Below are 17,352 nucleotides of genomic sequence, written 5' to 3'. Positions count from 1 at the left end.
CGAAAAAAAGCCCCGAATGTTCGGGGCTTTTTTTCATGCGGTTGCCGTGAGGTTACTTCGAAGCTTCAACCACGCCGCTCTGGCGATGCTTGAGGTTCTTGTCCGATTTGTACTGCAAGGCCGCAGACGCGACGTTGGCGCTTTTGCCGGTTTCGACCCAATTGCGGATACGCGCGGCATCGGCAAAGTGTGTGTACTTGCCATAAGCATCAAGGAGTACCAGGACAACCGGGCGGTTACTCATCCGGGTCACCAGCACCAGGCAGTGGCCTGCTTCGTTGGTGAAACCGGTTTTCGTCAGCTGGATGTCCCAGTCTGGCTTGCGGACCAAATGGTCGGTGTTGCGAAAGCCCAGGCTGTATTTGGGCTTGCGGAATGTGACGGTTTTTTCCTTGGTCGTGCTCAACTCTGTCAGCAGCGGGTATTTGTGCGCGGCAATCAACAGTTTGCTCAGGTCGCGAGCGGTGGATACGTTGCGCGGCGAGAGACCGGTGGGTTCGACAAAATGGGTGTTGGTCATGCCCAGGGCCTTGGCCTTGGCATTCATCGCGGCGATGAAGGCGGCGTATCCACCCGGGTAGTGGTGGGCCAGGCTCGCGGCGGCGCGGTTTTCAGACGACATCAGCGCGATCAGCAGCATTTCCCGGCGTGGCAGTTCGCTCTTCAGTTTTACCCGGGAGAACACGCCTTTCATTTCCGGGGTGTCACTGATGTTGATGTTGATGTATTCGTCCATGTTCTGCCTGGCTTCAACCACGACCAGGCCCGTCATCAGTTTGCTGACGGATGCGATGGGAACAACCACGTCGGGATTGTTGGCATAGATGACTTTGTTGGTCTGCATGTCCAGCAACAAGGTGCTGCCGGAAGCGAGCTTGAGTTGCGAGGTGTCTCGAGGCGCTGCGGTGGTTTCGCCAGCGCTGGCAATTGGCGTGATGAAAGTCCCTGTAACTGCAAAAAATAGGCTCAGGATGGATAGACGGATTTTCACGCTGGCAGACTCATAAAGTGTTGATACACCGTTATGTAACGGGCTAATTCTTAAAAAGCGCGACATTCTGGAGTATGGCTGAATAACTGTCGATGGTTGTTCGGGGGAGGGGGGAAAGTGCCTGTAAACATGAAAAAAAAGTCACTTTCCGGCGGATGGTCAATCCTGTTCCCCGGGCAAAAAAGAACCCCGCCATGGGCGGGGTTCCTTGAGTCGCTGGCTACCTCTGCAAAAGATCTCAGCTGTGCAGGGTTTCGGCTGCGTACAGCGTGTTTTCCAGCAGGCAGGCGCGGGTCATCGGACCGACGCCGCCCGGCACCGGAGTGATCCAGCCGGCGCGGGGCAGGGCGGTTTCGTAGATCACGTCACCGACCAGTTTGCCATCGTCCTGACGGTTGATACCGACGTCGATCACGATCGCGCCTTCCTTGATCCATTCACCCTTGACCAGGCCAGGCTTGCCGGCGGCCACTACGACCAAGTCGGCACGGCCGACGTGGCCGGCCAGATCCTTGGTGAAACGGTGAGTGACGGTTACGGTGCAACCGGCCAGCAACAGTTCCATCGCCATCGGGCGGCCAACGATATTGGAAGCACCGACCACCACGGCGTTCATCCCGTACAGATCGGCACCGGTGCTTTCCAGCAGCGTCATGATGCCTTTGGGGGTGCACGGGCGCAGCAGCGGAATGCGTTGGGCCAGACGACCGACGTTGTAAGGATGGAAGCCGTCGACGTCTTTGTCCGGGCGAATGCGCTCCAGCAGTCTGGACGCATCCAGGTGCTCGGGAAGAGGAAGCTGCAGCAGGACGCCGTCAATCGCCGGGTCGTCATTGAGGCGATCGATCAGATCGGTCAGCGCTTCTTGAGTGGTTTCGGAAGGCAGGTCATAAGCTTGGGAAAGGAAGCCGACCTCTTCACAGTCTTTACGCTTGTGCGAGACATAAACCTGAGAGGCAGGATCGCTGCCGACCAGGATCACCGCGAGGCCCGGCGTGCGCAGGCCTTGCTGACGACGCTCGGTGACGCGTTGGGCGATCTGCTGGCGCAGGCTGGCGGCGATCGATTTGCCGTCGATTAGTTGTGCAGTCATTGCGCGTGATTAACCATCGAGAGGGGAAAAAAAGAGAGCGCATTCTCGCATGTCATGCGGTGAGGGCAAAGGCGCTTGGTCTGCAAATTCCCCTAACTCCTTTAATTAAATGAATTTTTTTTAAAAAGGATTTGACGACCTTCGGGGGGCTCTATACTATTCGTCGCACTTGTCGGGCACAGCCTAGCACTGGTTAAGAAGGTCAAGTGGAATTACGGTTCTGCGAGGCTGGAAAGCATTTAGTTTGTAGTCCTCCAAGAGTACAGATTAATAAGGCGCCCGTAGCTCAGCTGGATAGAGCATCCGCCTTCTAAGCGGATGGTCGCAGGTTCGAGTCCTGCCGGGTGCGCCATTAGGCAGCTTTGGCACAAGTAGCGCGATATGGTGGGCGTAGCTCAGTTGGTAGAGCACGGGATTGTGACTCCCGTTGTCGTGGGTTCGATCCCCATCGTCCACCCCATATTTCGAAAGGCGCCAGATTTAACAGTCTGGCGCCTTTTTTGTTTCAGGGATTTGAGTATCCAGCGGCTGCAGTACCGGGTCGCAGGGGCAGGGCGTTTCGTCGTATTTATGTTTCTCGATGATACCGCGCTCCCCGCCGGCCTTGCTTGCAAGGTCGTCTGTCAGGGAGATGATCGGCAACCTCTTCTATATATAGAAGGGTTGGCGCAGAGCCTTGGCGTTATTGGCTGTATTTGCCACCGGGGCGAGGTGCATCCGTGCATTCGCACCTATAAATTGCCTGCTGCGTTTTTACCCGTTTTCAGTAGGGTGACTTCTTGAGTTTGACCCACTAGAATGCATGCCCTTGATTCTGGGGTCGGAAACGGCCGGCTAACGTCTGTGCAACGAGGAATATCCATGCAAGTTTCTGTTGAAAATACTTCTGCTCTTGAGCGCCGCATGAGCATCACCGTGCCGGCTGAGCGCATCGAGACTCAGGTCAACAAGCGTCTGCAGCAGACTGCCCAAAAGGCCAAGATCGCAGGCTTCCGTCCAGGCAAAGTGCCAATGAGCGAAATCAAGCGCCGCTTCGGTGCTGAAGCGCGTCAGGAAGCCGTGGGCGACGTCATCCAGTCCTCTTTCTACGAAGCAGTCGTTGAGCAGAAGCTGAACCCGGCTGGTTCGCCTTCGATCGAGCCTAAATCGCTGGAAGCAGGCAAGGACCTGGAATACGTTGCTGTATTCGAAGTGTTCCCTGAGTTCACCGTCGCCGGTTTCGAAGGTATCACCGTAGAGCGCCTGAGCGCTGACGTGTCCGATGCTGATCTGGACAAGATGCTGGACATCCTGCGCAAGCAGAACACCCGTTTCGAAGTGGCTGATCGTGCCGCTCAGAACGAAGACCAGCTGAACATCGATTTCGTCGGCAAGGTCGACGGTGAAGTGTTCGCTGGCGGTTCCGCCAAAGGTACCCAGCTGGTACTGGGTTCCGGCCGCATGATCCCTGGTTTCGAAGACGGTCTGGTTGGCGCCAAGGCTGGCGAAGAGCGCGTTCTGAACCTGACTTTCCCAGAGGACTATCAGAACCTCGACCTGGCTGGCAAAACCGCTGAGTTCACCGTGACCGTGAACACTGTTTCCGAGCCAAAACTGCCAGAGCTGACCGAAGAGTTCTTCGCTCAATTCGGCATCAAGGAAACCGGTCTGGAAGGCTTCCGCGCCGAAGTTCGCAAGAACATGGAGCGTGAACTGCGTCAGGCGATCAAATCCAAGGTCAAGAATCAGGTAATGGACGGTCTGCTGGCCACCAACCCGATCGAAGTGCCAAAGGCTCTGCTGTCCAACGAAGTTGATCGTCTGCGCGTGCAGGCTGTTCAGCAGTTCGGCGGCAATATCAAGCCTGACCAACTGCCGGCCGAGCTGTTCGAAGAACAAGCCAAGCGCCGCGTTGTCCTGGGTCTGATCGTCGCTGAAGTGGTCAAGCAATTCGACCTCAAGCCTGACGAAGCCCGCGTTCGTGAAATGATTCAGGAAATGGCTTCGGCCTACCAAGAGCCTGAGCAGGTTGTGTCCTGGTACTACAAGAACGACCAGCAACTGAACGAAGTCCGTTCGGTTGTGCTGGAAGAACAAGTTGTGGATACTGTTCTGCAGAAAGCTAGCGTGACCGACAAATCGGTCTCTTACGAAGAAGCGGTCAAGCCGGTAGAAGCTCCACAAGCCGACTGATTGTTGCTGCGTTAAGAAGTACACACCATAAGCCAGCTTTCGAGCTGGCTTATGCGTATTCAAGACATAACTATTTGGGAGTGACTGCAGAGCATGTTCCGTAATTCGTATATTCAGCAGAACTCTGATATCCAGGCCGCAGGCGGCCTGGTCCCGATGGTTGTCGAGCAGTCCGCTCGTGGCGAACGCGCCTACGACATTTACTCGCGCCTTCTCAAGGAACGAGTGATTTTTCTGGTTGGCCCGGTAGAGGACTACATGGCCAACCTGATCTGTGCGCAATTGCTGTTCCTTGAAGCGGAAAACCCGGACAAGGACATCCATCTCTATATCAACTCCCCGGGCGGTTCGGTGACAGCCGGCATGTCGATTTACGACACCATGCAGTTCATCAAACCCAACGTCTCGACCACCTGTATCGGCCAGGCGTGCAGCATGGGCGCGTTCCTGCTGACAGCCGGTGCCCCTGGCAAGCGTTACTGCCTGCCGAACTCGCGCGTGATGATTCACCAGCCTCTGGGCGGTTTCCAGGGCCAGGCATCGGACATCGAAATCCATGCCAAGGAAATCCTCTTCATCCGCGAGCGTCTCAACACGCTAATGGCCAAGCATAGCGGGCGCACGCTTGAAGAGATCGAGCGCGATACCAACCGCGATAATTTCATGAGTGCAGACGCTGCACGTGAGTACGGCTTGATCGATGAAGTGATCACCCAGCGCCCCGCTTAAAATAAGCAGCTCAAAATAGGCTTGGTCGGCTGGTCTGATCACCAGCGGGCTTGAAAAAGCCCGCAATAGCCTTCATCTTGTGTTGCAAGCCTATCGGATTTGGATCGAACGAATGACTGACACCCGCAACGGCGAGGACAACGGCAAGCTGCTCTATTGCTCCTTCTGTGGCAAAAGCCAGCATGAAGTACGCAAATTGATTGCCGGCCCCTCGGTCTTTATCTGCGACGAGTGCGTCGACCTGTGCAATGACATCATCCGTGAGGAGGTGCAGGAAGCCCAGGCCGAGAGCAGCGCGCATAAATTGCCTTCGCCTAAAGAAATCAGCGGCATCCTTGATCAGTATGTGATTGGTCAGGAGCGCGCGAAAAAGGTTTTGGCCGTAGCGGTGTACAACCACTACAAGCGCCTTAACCAGCGTGACAAAAAGAATGACGACGTCGAACTCGGCAAGAGCAACATCTTGCTGATCGGCCCGACAGGCTCGGGTAAAACCCTGCTTGCCGAAACACTGGCCCGCTTGCTGAACGTTCCGTTCACCATTGCCGACGCAACCACCCTCACCGAGGCGGGTTACGTGGGTGAAGATGTCGAGAACATCATTCAGAAGCTGTTGCAGAAGTGCGATTACGACGTGGAAAAGGCCCAGATGGGCATTGTCTACATCGATGAGATCGACAAGATCTCGCGCAAGTCCGACAACCCGTCGATCACCCGGGACGTTTCCGGTGAAGGCGTGCAGCAGGCCCTGCTCAAGTTGATCGAAGGTACGGTCGCTTCCGTTCCGCCTCAAGGCGGTCGCAAGCACCCGCAACAGGAATTCCTTCAGGTCGACACCCGTAACATCCTGTTCATCTGCGGTGGTGCGTTCTCCGGTCTGGAAAAGGTTATTCAAAACCGTTCCACCAAGGGCGGCATCGGTTTCAACGCAGAAGTTCGCAGCAAGGAAGAAGGCAAGAAAGTCGGTGAATCCCTGCGTGAAGTCGAGCCTGACGATCTGGTCAAGTTCGGTCTGATCCCGGAGTTCGTCGGTCGTCTGCCGGTCCTTGCGACGCTGGACGAGCTTGATGAAGCTGCGTTGATGCAGATTCTCACCGAGCCGAAAAATGCTCTGACCAAGCAGTATGCCAAGTTGTTCGAGATGGAAGGCGTGGACCTGGAATTCCGGGCCGACGCGCTGAAATCGGTCGCCAAGCGCGCGCTGGAACGCAAAACCGGTGCTCGTGGCCTGCGCTCGATTCTCGAAGGTGTGTTGCTCGACACTATGTATGAAATCCCCTCGCAGTCCGAGGTGAGTAAAGTAGTGATCGACGAAAGCGTTATAGAAGGCAAGTCCAAGCCACTGTATATCTACGAAAACAGTGAGCCTGCTGCCAAGGCCGCGCCAGACGCCTAAGCGTCACGCAGCCGGTACAAAGAAGGGGCCTTCGGGCCCCTTTGCTTTTTGCAGGTTTTTACACTCTCTTTGTGCTTGTTTTTTTTCAAGGCTGCCCCCATCTTGGTTTCAAGCTTACTTCCATCTGTTTCCGGCCTTATGGCCGCCGTAGAGGCGAAATCATGAAGACAACCATCGAATTGCCTCTCCTGCCATTGCGTGATGTCGTGGTTTATCCGCACATGGTTATCCCGCTGTTCGTGGGGCGCGAGAAATCCATCGAAGCCCTCGAGGCAGCGATGACAGGCGACAAGCAGATCCTTCTGCTGGCCCAGAGAAACCCTGCTGACGACGACCCTGGTGAAGACGCACTTTATCGCGTGGGTACGATTGCGACCGTTCTGCAGCTGCTGAAGCTGCCTGATGGCACAGTCAAGGTTCTGGTCGAAGGCGAGCAGCGGGGCGCCGTGGAGCGCTTCAGCGAAGTGGACGGTCACTGCCGTGCCGAAGTCTCGCTGATCGACGAAGTCGACGCGCCGGAGCGCGAGTCGGAAGTGTTTGTTCGCAGCCTGCTGTCTCAGTTCGAACAATATGTGCAGCTGGGCAAGAAAGTCCCCGCCGAGGTCCTGTCGTCGCTCAACAGCATCGACGAGCCTGGTCGCCTGGTCGACACCATGGCCGCGCACATGGCCCTCAAAATCGAGCAGAAGCAGGAAATCCTCGAGATCATCGATTTGTCGGCACGGGTCGAGCATGTCCTGGCGTTGCTTGATGCCGAGATCGATCTGCTGCAAGTCGAAAAACGCATTCGCGGTCGCGTCAAAAAGCAAATGGAGCGCAGTCAGCGCGAGTACTACCTGAACGAGCAGATGAAGGCCATTCAGAAAGAGCTCGGCGACAGCGATGAAGGTCACAACGAAGTCGAAGAGCTGAAAAAGCGTATCGATGCCGCCGGCCTGCCAAAAGACGCGCTTGCCAAGGCCCAGGCCGAACTGAACAAGCTCAAGCAAATGTCGCCAATGTCCGCGGAAGCGACCGTGGTGCGTTCGTACATCGACTGGCTGGTCCAGGTGCCGTGGAAGGCTCAGAGCAAGGTGCGCCTGGATCTGGCGCGCGCTGAAGACATTCTTGATGCCGACCATTATGGTCTGGAAGAAGTCAAAGAGCGGATTCTCGAATACCTCGCCGTGCAAAAACGCGTGAAGAAGATTCGTGGTCCGGTGTTGTGCCTGGTAGGTCCTCCGGGGGTGGGTAAAACCTCTCTGGCAGAGTCGATCGCTCACGCCACCAACCGCAAATTCGTGCGCATGGCCCTTGGCGGTGTGCGTGATGAAGCGGAAATTCGCGGTCATCGCCGTACTTACATCGGTTCGATGCCAGGAAGATTGATTCAAAAAATGACCAAGGTGGGCGTCCGCAACCCGCTGTTCCTGCTCGACGAAATCGACAAAATGGGCAGCGACATGCGTGGCGATCCGGCGTCGGCGTTGCTTGAAGTGCTCGATCCCGAGCAGAACCACAACTTCAACGACCACTATCTGGAGGTCGATTACGACCTGTCCGATGTGATGTTCCTGTGCACCTCGAACTCCATGAACATCCCGCCGGCGCTGCTGGACCGGATGGAAGTGATTCGTCTGCCGGGCTACACCGAAGACGAGAAGATCAACATCGCCGTCAAATACCTTTCGCCCAAGCAGATTCAGGCCAATGGCCTGAAAAAAGGCGAACTGGAATTCGACGAGGAAGCGATCCGCGACATCATTCGCTACTACACCCGCGAAGCCGGTGTGCGTGGCCTGGAGCGCCAGATTGCCAAGGTTTGCCGCAAGGCGGTCAAAGAGCATGCACTGGAAAAACGCTTCTCGGTGAAGGTCACCGCTGAGGATCTGGAACACTTCCTGGGCGTGCGTAAGTTCCGCTACGGCCTGGCTGAGCAACAGGACCAGATCGGTCAGGTGACCGGGTTGGCGTGGACTCAGGTGGGCGGCGAATTGCTGACCATCGAAGCCGCCGTCGTGCCGGGCAAGGGCCAGTTGATCAAGACCGGTTCCCTGGGTGACGTCATGGTCGAATCGATTACCGCCGCCTTGACCGTGGTGCGCAGTCGCGCGAAGAGCCTGGGGATTCCCCTGGACTTCCACGAGAAGCGCGACACCCACATCCATATGCCGGAAGGGGCGACGCCGAAAGACGGCCCTAGCGCCGGTGTGGGCATGTGCACGGCGCTGGTATCGGCATTGACCAGCATTCCTGTGCGTGCGGACGTGGCCATGACCGGTGAAATCACCTTGCGTGGTCAAGTGTTGGCGATTGGTGGTTTGAAAGAAAAACTGCTCGCTGCTCACCGTGGCGGAATCAAGACTGTGATCATTCCCGAAGAGAATGTTCGCGATCTGAAGGAAATTCCTGACAATATCAAGCAAGATCTCCAGATTAAACCGGTTAAATGGATTGACGAGGTCCTGCAAATTGCGCTGCAATACGCGCCGGAGCCCTTGCCTGATGTGGCTCCGGAGATTGTCGCGAAGGATGAAAAGCGCGAGTCCGATTCTAAGGAAAGAATTAGCACGCATTAGTACGTATTTGCCTGGGGGGCTTCCTTGACAGCTTTTTAGAGCCCTTGTTATAAAGCGGCTCTTAAGTGTCTGTAGGCCATTCAGCACTCGTTTTTGCTTTCACCAAAAAAACTTAGAATCATACTCAAATAGATATAAGGGGACTTAGAGTGAACAAGTCGGAACTGATTGATGCTATCGCTGCATCCGCTGATATCCCGAAAGCTGCTGCTGGCCGTGCGCTGGACGCTGTAATCGAATCCGTCACTGGCGCTCTCAAGGCTGGCGACTCTGTTGTTCTGGTTGGTTTCGGTACCTTCTCCGTAACTGATCGTCCAGCTCGCATTGGTCGTAACCCACAGACCGGTAAGACGCTGGAAATCGCAGCAGCCAAAAAACCAGGTTTCAAAGCCGGTAAAGCACTGAAAGAAGCTGTCAACTAAGTTCGATTCAGGTTTTTGCCTATCCGGGTCGGGGTCATGCCTGACCTGGCAGCGGAGCGGTAGTCCAGTCGGCAGGTCGCCGGTCCGAGACACCGAGGCTCGCAAGTTCGAGTCATCGGTCCGCTCCGCCAGTTACGAGAAGGCGCATCCTCGGATGCGCCTTTCTTCTATCCGGATTCTACCCACGCTCCACGGTTGCCTAATTTTGAAGTTCAACCGTTTATGGGGGACGCATGCTGCAGAATATCAGGGACAATTCACAAGGCTGGATTGCCAAGACCATTATCGGGGTCATCGTCGTACTGATGGCCTTGACCGGTTTCGACGCCATTTTTCAGGCCACGACGAACAAAAACGAGGCGGCGCAGGTCAATGGCGAAGAAATCAGCCAGAACGAGCTGAGCCAGGCGGTCGATATGCAACGCCGTCAACTCATGCAACAGCTGGGCAAGGATTTCGATGCGTCCTTGCTCGACGAGAAGATGCTGCGCGAATCGGCCCTCAAAGGCCTGATCGATCGCAAGCTGCTGCTGCAAGGCGCAGAAAACTCGAAATTCGCTTTCTCCGAAGCGGCGTTGGACCAGGTCATCCTGCAAACGCCTGAATTCCAGGTGGACGGCAAGTTCAGTCCTGAGCGTTTCGACCAGGTCATTCGTCAACTCGGTTACAGCCGTATGCAGTTCCGCCAGATGCTGGCCCAGGAAATGCTGATCGGCCAGCTACGCGCCGGTCTGGCGGGTAGCGGTTTTGTCACTGATACACAGGTTCTGGCATTCGCCCGTCTGGAAAAACAGACCCGCGATTTCGCCACCCTGAACATCAAGGCTGACCCGGCGGCTGTGAAACTGACCGACGACGAAGTCAAAGCCTATTACGACGAACACGCCAAGGAATTCATGACGCCGGATCAGGTGGTCATCGATTATCTGGAGTTAAAGAAGGCTTCCTTCTTCGATCAGGTCAGCGTCAAGGACGAAGACCTGCAAGCGGCGTATCAGAAAGAAATCGCAAACCTGTCCGAGCAACGTCGGGCTGCGCACATTCTGATCGAAGTGAACGACAAGACCACCGAGGCGCAAGCCAAGGCCAAGATCGACGATATCCAGGCCCGTCTGGCCAAAGGCGAGAAGTTCGAAGCCCTGGCCAAGGAGTTCTCCCAGGATCCGGGTTCGGCCAACAATGGCGGTGACCTCGGCTACGCAGGTCCTGGCGTTTATGATCCAGCGTTCGAAAAATCCCTGTATTCGTTGGCCAAGGATCAGGTCTCCGAGCCGGTTCGCACCGACTTCGGTTTCCACCTGATCAAGCTGTTGGGTGTGGAAGCGCCTGAAGTGCCGACGCTCGCCAGCCTGAAAGACAAGCTGACCCGCGAATTGAAGGCTCAACAGGTCGAGCAGCGTTTCGTCGAAGCGACCAAGCAATTGGAAGACGCCTCGTTCGAAGCTTCCGATCTGGCCCAACCGGCACAGGATCTGAAACTGACCGTTCACACCTCCAAGCCGTTCGGCCGTGAAGGTGGCGAGGGCATTGCGGCCAACCGTGCCGTGATCACCGCGGCGTTCAGCCAGGAAGTGCTGGAAGAGGGTGCCAACAGCACCGCCATCGAGCTCGATCCGGAAACCGTGATCGTGTTGCGTGCCAAGGAACATCTCAAGCCTGCGCAATTGCCGCTGGAAAGCGTGTCTGGCCCGATCCGTGCGCAATTGGCCAAGGAGCACGCCAGTGCTGCCGCCAAGACCAAGGCTGATGAGCTGATTGCCAGCCTGCGCGATGGCAAGACCGCTCTGGACAAACCAGTCGACGGTCAGAGCTGGAAGGTTACCGAAGCCGCGACCCGCGCTCAGGAAGGGATCGACCCAACCGTGCTGCAGGCGCTGTTCCGCATGCCCAAGCCTGCCGCCAAGGACAAGCCGACGTTCACGAGCGTGACCCTGCCTGATGGCAGTCTGATGATCGTGCGTCTGAGCGGCGTCAATGAAGCCGCAGCGCCGACTGAAGAAGAGAAGGCTCAATACCGTCGCTTCCTCGCTTCGCGCGTTGGCCAGCAAGACTTTGCGGCTTATCGCAAGCAGCTGGAAAGCGAGGCCGACATCAAGCGTTTCTGATGTCAGCCTGAGCGATGCGCTACACAGGAACCCCGGCCGAAAGGCCGGGGTTTTTTGTTACAGCTGCACTGACAATCGTGGGGGACTTTTGCTTAATATCGCAGTCAACACCCCTGTAACTGTTTTAAGACACAATCGATGCGACGCTAACCATCGATCTGTTGCACAATACGCCCCGGACCGTTTTCCTCAGGATGTTCAATGTTTAAATCACTTCCCATGCGTGTTGCCGGGCTGGCGCTGGTGCTGGCCGCCGCGGCCGGGTGCTCGTCGAAGAAAGCCGCCATCTATGAGCATGAGAACTTCGACGACTCCGGAACATTCTCCCGTAACTACCCCGTGACTGATGTTCAGAGTTGCGAAGCTGCTCGTCGGGCCTTGCTGAGCCAGGGCTACATCATCACCAGCAGTGATCCGAAGCTGGTGAGCGGGCACAAGAGCTTCCAGCAGACCGGTGAGACCCACATGGAAATCAGTTTCAGTGTGGTCTGTGCCGATGACGGCAGCGCCGGGCATCACGCCACGGTGTTCGCCAACGCCTTGCAGGACCGTTATGCACTGAAGAAGACCAATAACTCCGCCAGTCTCGGTGTCGGCGTGCTGGGTTCGGTCTCGATGCCGATCGGCTCTTCGGACGATTCGATGGTCAAGGTCGCGAGCGAAACCGTATCGTCGGCCAAGTTTTACGAGCGTTTCTTCGCCCTGGTCGAGCTGTTCCTGCCCAAGGAAGTGAAAGCAGCGGCCCATATCCCGGAGAAGCCGAAAGCCGATCTGGGCGTGCCTGAACCCAAGGCCACACCGGCCCCACTGGCCCCGGAAGCGGCGGCAGAGCCTGCCCCGGCTCCGCAAGCGACAACGACGCCGGCCGAAGCGGCTCCAGCGGCGTCCGAGCCGGTAGCACCGCCGCCTGAAGCCGCGCCGATTGCCGCCACTCCAAGTGCCGAGCCGGCGCCGGCCACGGAAACGATCACACCACCCGCCAACCCCAGCGACATCCCGCCTCCTTCGGAGCCGATTCAGGCCATGCCGATTACCGGGCAATGATTGGCGTTACGGGGCCAGGTGAATCCGCACCGGTCCCGTAGCTGCGGTAAAGATTGATCCGCGTCAAATACACCGCTGTCCTGCGCGCTGTATCGAAAAAATCCTGTGATAAATTCCTGACTGCCTGCTACGTTTTATCCAGTAGCGACGAAGCGTCGTGTCCGCGTCATTTTTCTTTCATGCGGGGACTTTATGCTCGGGGCACTGGTCATTTATTAAGACTTTTTCAATGAGTTGCGGGGGATTCGAAATGGACGATTATCAGGAAGAACTGCTCGAGTATCAGGCTTTTGAACTGGACCCGCTGGAGCCGGCGGAAGATGCTACAGAACTGTGAGCGTCAGGCGGATTGGCGGTGACTGCGACGAAACTCGCCGGGTGTCTGGCCAGTCCAGCGTTTGAAGGCACGTTGAAACGCTTCGGCTGAGGCAAAGCCGAGCAGGTAGGCGATTTCGCCGAACGCCAGTTCTGTATCGCGGATGTAGGTCATGGCCAGGTCGCGACGTGTGTCGTTGAGAATCGCGCGAAACTGCGTACCTTCTTCGGCCAGTTTGCGGCGTAGTGTCCAGACGGGCAGCTTCAGGCGTGCCGCCACTTCTTCCAGGTCGGGTTCCCGGCCACCATTGAGCAACGGCCCCAGCAACTGAATGATGCGTTCACGCAGGCTGCGGGTGCGTGTCAGTTGCTCCAGTTCCCGTTCACATAACATCAACAAGTGCCGCCACGTACTCGGACAGTGTTGCGGATTACGCTGGGCGAGGCTGGCCAGGCTCAGGCGCAATTGGTTGTGCTCGGCGCCAAACTGAATCGGGCAATCGCCCAGCATGTCGTAGGCCGCGTGGTAGTCAGGTGCTTCGAATTCGATATCGATACGTTCGGCGCGCAGTGGGGCAGGGCTCACGCTGGACAATTGCTGCAACCACCCGGCAATGATCGAATCCACTACGAAGCGGTTGTAGCTGTTGTAGGGACTGATGGAATAGAAGCGCAGCCAGGCCCCCTGAGGGTCTTCGTGAAAGCTCGATTGACCGCGATAGTTGGAGCCATACAAGGCTTCAAAGCGAATCAGGCAGCGTGCCGCCTCGCGCACCGTCGGCGCCTGGGCAGCGGTGACGCCGGCCAGGCCGGCCTGGCTCAGGCGGCTGAGCTGCCCCATGCGCAAGCCGAGCGCCGGGTTGTCGGTCAACTGAATGGCACTGTGGCCCAGGCGCATGTAGCGCGGAATCGAGAGTCGGGCACCCGCTTCGCTGAGGCGCGCCGCATCAAGTCCATATTGTTCCAGCAGGGGCTGCGGGTCGACGCCATGGCTGCGCACGGCGTCGGCCAGGCTGTGGACGAAGCCGACCGATAGATCGCCCAGACGCATCGGCTGCGGTTTCATGGCTTACAACCACAGGTTCAGCAGGCGAGCGCCACGGGCGTTGCCGTCGGCGAAGTGCTGACCGTTGCTGCTGAGAAAACTCTGGCCGGCGCTGGCCTGATCCCAGAACTGTCCACGCAAGAACACGCTCATGCCGGCGATCGCCTGGCTGGACGGTGGTTGAGCGGTCAGGGTCAGGCGATGCCAGGCCTGGCCTTCGCTGATCTCCCCGGCCTTGAGACTGACGGAACCGGGTGTCGACGAGCCCTTGTAGCCACGCCACGGTTGATCCCAGGTGCCACGGCCGGCCACGAACGCCGGGACCGCGACAATCCGTGCCTGCTGATCGTCGAGCTTGCGATAGTTGTCCGGGTACCAACTGTCGCCGCCGATCAGCACGCCCAGGCGACCGGCCGGGGTATCGACGACGTTGAGGGTGTGCTCGCCATTGGCCTCGATCGCATCCTGCTGTTCAAAAACCGGGTGCATCTGCCGCTGTGGCTGGCCGATGGGCACACCGTCACGGCCGAACACAACGCTGCTGTTGAACAGTGCGCCGCGACCGACTTTCAGGGTGCCGTCGATGATGCTGGGCTCGGGCAGCACGATGGAACCTGCCACCAACGTCACCTGAAACTCTTTCGCCAGGCCGCCGAACAGCGCCTGATACTCCTTGGCCATGCCTTTGGCTTTCATGCGCAAGTGGGCGTCATCCAGGCGACTGCCGCCCTCGGCACTGATCAACGCACGGACAAACTTCAACGGATTGCTCACGGCCAGCCAGTTCATGGCTTCCTTCAGCGTGGCGGCCTGGTACAACTCATCCTTTTCACCGCTGACCATCAGCCAGGTGCCGACGTGTTCGGGCAGTACCACGATGGTTTTGTCGTTGAGCAAGCCCTGTTCCCGGGCTTTGTGCAGGTAGGCCGCGAGTTTGCGGTGCAGGCGCTCGGGGCTTTGATAATCGGTGGGAAACAGCTCGGGCTGGATGCCCAACAGGTTGCCGCGGTCGGCGGGAGTGCCCTCATCGATCGCCAGATCGATCCGCAGGTCCGAGAGGTAATGGCCCACCGGGCGATCCGCGGCCCACATGGCGTAGGTCGTTAGAGCGGCGATCAACGCCATGGAGAAGGTCAGGTACAGAAGTTTGCGCATGGGAAAGCAGTCGACGGCCGTGTGCAGGGTTCGATGCCTAGGGTATGACCCATGCCGACGATTGCCAAGGGCTGCTGCGCATTTGGATCAATAAGTTGTCAGTTACGGTCATTGAGCGCGCACTGGACTGCTCATAGTCTGTAACCCATGACAGAGGGGCGCCGCAGAGCGCCCACATTATTCCCGTGATCGTTCGATGTGGAGTTACCGATGACCGCCGCTCATTACCCGCACCTGTTGGCCCCGCTGGACCTGGGTTTTACGACGTTGCGCAACCGCACCCTGATGGGCTCGATGCACACCGGTCTTGAAGAAAAACCCGGTGGCTTCGAGCGCATGGCGGCCTACTTCGCCGAGCGTGCCCGTGGCGGTGTCGGGCTGATGGTCACAGGCGGTATCGGTCCGAACGACGAGGGCGGCGTGTACTCGGGTGCGGCCAAGCTGACCACCGAAGAAGAAGCGCTCAAACATCAGATCGTGACTCGCGCGGTGCACGAGGCGGGCGGCAAGATTTGCATGCAGATCCTCCATGCGGGCCGTTATGCCTATAGCCCGAAGCAGGTCGCGCCAAGCGCGATTCAGGCGCCGATCAACCCGTTCAAGCCTAAAGAGCTGGACGAGGAAGGCATCGAGAAGCAGATTCGCGATTTCGTCACCTGCTCGACCCTGGCACAACAGGCCGAGTATGACGGCGTCGAAATCATGGGTTCGGAAGGTTACTTCATCAACCAGTTCCTGGCCGCCCACACCAACCACCGCACCGACCGCTGGGGCGGCAGCTACGAAAACCGTATGCGCCTGCCGGTGGAAATCGTGCGCCGGGTCCGTGAAGCGGTCGGCCCGAACTTCATCATTATTTTCCGCCTGTCGATGCTCGACCTGGTGGAAGGCGGCAGCACCTGGGAAGAAATCGTGCAGTTGGCCAAGGCGATCGAGCAGGCCGGCGCGACGATCATCAACACCGGTATCGGCTGGCACGAAGCGCGGATTCCGACCATCGCCACCAAGGTTCCACGGGCGGCGTTCAGCAAGGTCACGGCCAAGCTGCGTGGTTCAGTGAACATTCCGCTGATTACCACCAACCGCATCAACACCCCGGAAGTCGCCGAGCAGATCCTCGCCGAAGGCGATGCCGACATGGTTTCCATGGCGCGGCCGTTCCTCGCCGACCCGGATTTCGTCAACAAGGCGGCTGAAGGTCGCGCTGATGAAATCAACACCTGCATCGGTTGCAACCAGGCGTGCCTGGACCACACCTTTGGCGGCAAGTTGACCAGCTGCCTGGTCAACCCGCGTGCCTGCCACGAAACCGAACTCAACTACCTGCCGGTACAACAGCTCAAGAAAATCGCCGTGGTCGGTGCGGGCCCTGCCGGTTTGTCCGCCGCGACCGTGGCTGCCGAGCGTGGCCATCAGGTGACGCTGTTTGATTCGGCCAGCGAAATCGGCGGTCAGTTCAACGTCGCCAAACGGGTGCCGGGCAAAGAAGAGTTTTATGAAACCCTGCGATATTTCGGCCGCAAACTGCAAACCACCCACGTCGAGGTGTGCCTGAACACCCGCGTGGATGTGGCGAAGCTGGTCGAGGGCGGTTACGACGAAATCATCCTGGCCACCGGCATTGCACCGCGGCTACCGGCGATTCCCGGCGTGGAGAATGCCAAGGTGCTGAGCTACCTGGACGTGCTGCTTGAGCGCAAACCGGTGGGCAAGCGTGTCGCGGTGATCGGCGCCGGTGGTATCGGTTTCGACGTCTCGGAATTCCTGGTTCACCAGGGCCAGGCCACCAGCCTGAACCGCGAAGCGTTCTGGAAAGAGTGGGGGATCGATACGCATCTTGAAGCGCGTGGTGGTGTCGCCGGGATCAAGGCGGCGCCCCATGCACCGGCCCGCGAAGTGTTCCTGCTGCAACGCAAGAAATCCAAGGTCGGTGATGGCCTGGGCAAGACCACCGGCTGGATTCACCGTACCGGTCTGAAGAACAAGCAGGTGCAGATGCTCAACAGCGTCGAATACCTGAAGATTGACGACGACGGCCTGCACATTCGCATCGGCGAAACCGGTGAACCGCAAGTGCTTCCGGTGGATAACATCGTGATCTGCGCCGGCCAGGACCCGTTGCGGGAGTTGCAGGACGGCCTGGTGGCAGCGGGGCAGAACGTGCATCTGATCGGCGGCGCGGACGTCGCGGCGGAGCTGGATGCCAAGCGGGCGATCAATCAGGGGTCGCGACTGGCGGCTGAGTTGTAATTCGCAGGCCAGGCGTGCCAATGGCTTTCGCGAGCAGGCTCGCTCCCACACTGGATCTTGGTAGCACCGAAGATCAA

General features: G+C 58.0%; 12 protein-coding genes and 3 tRNA genes. 11 read left to right on the top strand and 4 right to left on the bottom strand.

Annotation, left to right across the window (positions count from 1 at the left end; translation table 11 throughout):
* Nucleotides 1–52: 52 nt before the first annotated feature.
* Complete coding sequence (gene pbpG, locus ACW9HW_RS11120; RefSeq protein ID WP_095192792.1) at nt 53–991, bottom strand: D-alanyl-D-alanine endopeptidase; 939 nt, start codon at nt 989–991, stop codon at nt 53–55.
* A gap of 238 nt (nt 992–1,229) precedes the next feature.
* Nucleotides 1,230–2,084 (bottom strand): bifunctional methylenetetrahydrofolate dehydrogenase/methenyltetrahydrofolate cyclohydrolase FolD, encoded by an 855-nt coding sequence (folD, locus tag ACW9HW_RS11115; protein ID WP_095192791.1) that lies wholly within the window; start codon nt 2,082–2,084, stop codon nt 1,230–1,232.
* Nucleotides 2,085–2,359: 275 nt separating this feature from the next.
* On the opposite strand from folD, the gene ACW9HW_RS11110 reads away from it, so the two are divergent.
* The 10 genes from ACW9HW_RS11110 (at nt 2,360) to ACW9HW_RS11065 (ending at nt 12,510) form a co-directional block, all read left to right on the top strand.
* Nucleotides 2,360–2,436: transfer RNA gene (locus ACW9HW_RS11110), tRNA-Arg, on the top strand.
* Nucleotides 2,437–2,468: 32 nt separating this feature from the next.
* Nucleotides 2,469–2,544 (top strand) — tRNA-His (locus tag ACW9HW_RS11105).
* A 401-nt stretch (nt 2,545–2,945) separates the two neighbouring features.
* Entirely contained in the window at nt 2,946–4,256 is a 1,311-nt protein-coding gene (gene tig / locus ACW9HW_RS11100) for a trigger factor (protein ID WP_095192790.1), read from the top strand.
* Between the two features lie 93 nt (nt 4,257–4,349).
* On the top strand, nt 4,350–4,985 hold the full coding sequence (gene clpP / locus ACW9HW_RS11095; protein WP_090456702.1) for an ATP-dependent Clp endopeptidase proteolytic subunit ClpP: 636 nt from the start codon (nt 4,350–4,352) through the stop codon (nt 4,983–4,985).
* Between the two features lie 112 nt (nt 4,986–5,097).
* Nucleotides 5,098–6,381 (top strand): ATP-dependent Clp protease ATP-binding subunit ClpX, encoded by a 1,284-nt coding sequence (clpX, locus tag ACW9HW_RS11090; RefSeq protein WP_007946893.1) that lies wholly within the window; start codon nt 5,098–5,100, stop codon nt 6,379–6,381.
* 161 nt (nt 6,382–6,542) lie between these two features.
* The gene (gene lon, locus ACW9HW_RS11085) at nt 6,543–8,939 is read left to right on the top strand and encodes an endopeptidase La (RefSeq protein WP_095192789.1); all 2,397 of its coding nucleotides are present in this window, start codon (nt 6,543–6,545) and stop codon (nt 8,937–8,939) included.
* Nucleotides 8,940–9,088: 149 nt separating this feature from the next.
* The gene (locus ACW9HW_RS11080) at nt 9,089–9,361 is read left to right on the top strand and encodes an HU family DNA-binding protein (RefSeq protein WP_002552737.1); all 273 of its coding nucleotides are present in this window, start codon (nt 9,089–9,091) and stop codon (nt 9,359–9,361) included.
* 53 nt (nt 9,362–9,414) lie between these two features.
* Nucleotides 9,415–9,492, top strand: a tRNA-Leu gene (locus ACW9HW_RS11075).
* Between the two features lie 102 nt (nt 9,493–9,594).
* Nucleotides 9,595–11,466, top strand: coding sequence for a SurA N-terminal domain-containing protein (locus tag ACW9HW_RS11070; RefSeq protein WP_095192788.1), 1,872 nt, complete (start codon nt 9,595–9,597; stop codon nt 11,464–11,466).
* 201 nt (nt 11,467–11,667) lie between these two features.
* Nucleotides 11,668–12,510, top strand: coding sequence for a DUF2242 domain-containing protein (locus ACW9HW_RS11065; protein ID WP_095192787.1), 843 nt, complete (start codon nt 11,668–11,670; stop codon nt 12,508–12,510).
* A 340-nt stretch (nt 12,511–12,850) separates the two neighbouring features.
* On the opposite strand, the gene ACW9HW_RS11060 is transcribed toward ACW9HW_RS11065, so the two are convergent.
* Nucleotides 12,851–13,891: an AraC family transcriptional regulator gene (locus ACW9HW_RS11060; protein WP_457399860.1), complete on the bottom strand. Its 1,041-nt coding sequence runs from the start codon at nt 13,889–13,891 to the stop codon at nt 12,851–12,853.
* Between the two features lie 3 nt (nt 13,892–13,894).
* A complete protein-coding gene (locus tag ACW9HW_RS11055) occupies nt 13,895–15,025 on the bottom strand; it encodes a nitrilase-related carbon-nitrogen hydrolase (protein ID WP_457399858.1) in 1,131 nt (376 codons plus the stop codon).
* A gap of 210 nt (nt 15,026–15,235) precedes the next feature.
* Between ACW9HW_RS11055 and ACW9HW_RS11050 the strand changes: the two genes are divergently transcribed.
* Entirely contained in the window at nt 15,236–17,275 is a 2,040-nt protein-coding gene (locus ACW9HW_RS11050; RefSeq protein WP_095192784.1) for an oxidoreductase, read from the top strand.
* Nucleotides 17,276–17,352: the final 77 nt, after the last annotated feature.

It is taken from the genome of Pseudomonas sp. SDO5532_S415 (genome assembly GCF_054071155.1).
The sequence above is the reverse complement of the archived record's forward strand: the minus strand, read 5'-3'. Positions and strand labels throughout refer to the sequence as shown.

Excerpts from the sequence above, each read along its gene's own strand:
- lon (WP_095192789.1), top strand. The coding sequence starts at position 6,543 with ATGAAGACAACCATCGAATTGCCTCTCCTGCCATTGCGTGATGTCGTG.
- ACW9HW_RS11060 (WP_457399860.1), bottom strand. The coding sequence starts at position 13,891 with ATGAAACCGCAGCCGATGCGTCTGGGCGATCTATCGGTCGGCTTCGTC.
- ACW9HW_RS11065 (WP_095192787.1), top strand. The coding sequence starts at position 11,668 with ATGTTTAAATCACTTCCCATGCGTGTTGCCGGGCTGGCGCTGGTGCTG.
- clpP (WP_090456702.1), top strand. The coding sequence starts at position 4,350 with ATGTTCCGTAATTCGTATATTCAGCAGAACTCTGATATCCAGGCCGCA.
- ACW9HW_RS11050 (WP_095192784.1), top strand. The coding sequence starts at position 15,236 with ATGACCGCCGCTCATTACCCGCACCTGTTGGCCCCGCTGGACCTGGGT.
- ACW9HW_RS11055 (WP_457399858.1), bottom strand. The coding sequence starts at position 15,025 with ATGCGCAAACTTCTGTACCTGACCTTCTCCATGGCGTTGATCGCCGCT.
- clpX (WP_007946893.1), top strand. The coding sequence starts at position 5,098 with ATGACTGACACCCGCAACGGCGAGGACAACGGCAAGCTGCTCTATTGC.
- ACW9HW_RS11070 (WP_095192788.1), top strand. The coding sequence starts at position 9,595 with ATGCTGCAGAATATCAGGGACAATTCACAAGGCTGGATTGCCAAGACC.
- tig (WP_095192790.1), top strand. The coding sequence starts at position 2,946 with ATGCAAGTTTCTGTTGAAAATACTTCTGCTCTTGAGCGCCGCATGAGC.
- folD (WP_095192791.1), bottom strand. The coding sequence starts at position 2,084 with ATGACTGCACAACTAATCGACGGCAAATCGATCGCCGCCAGCCTGCGC.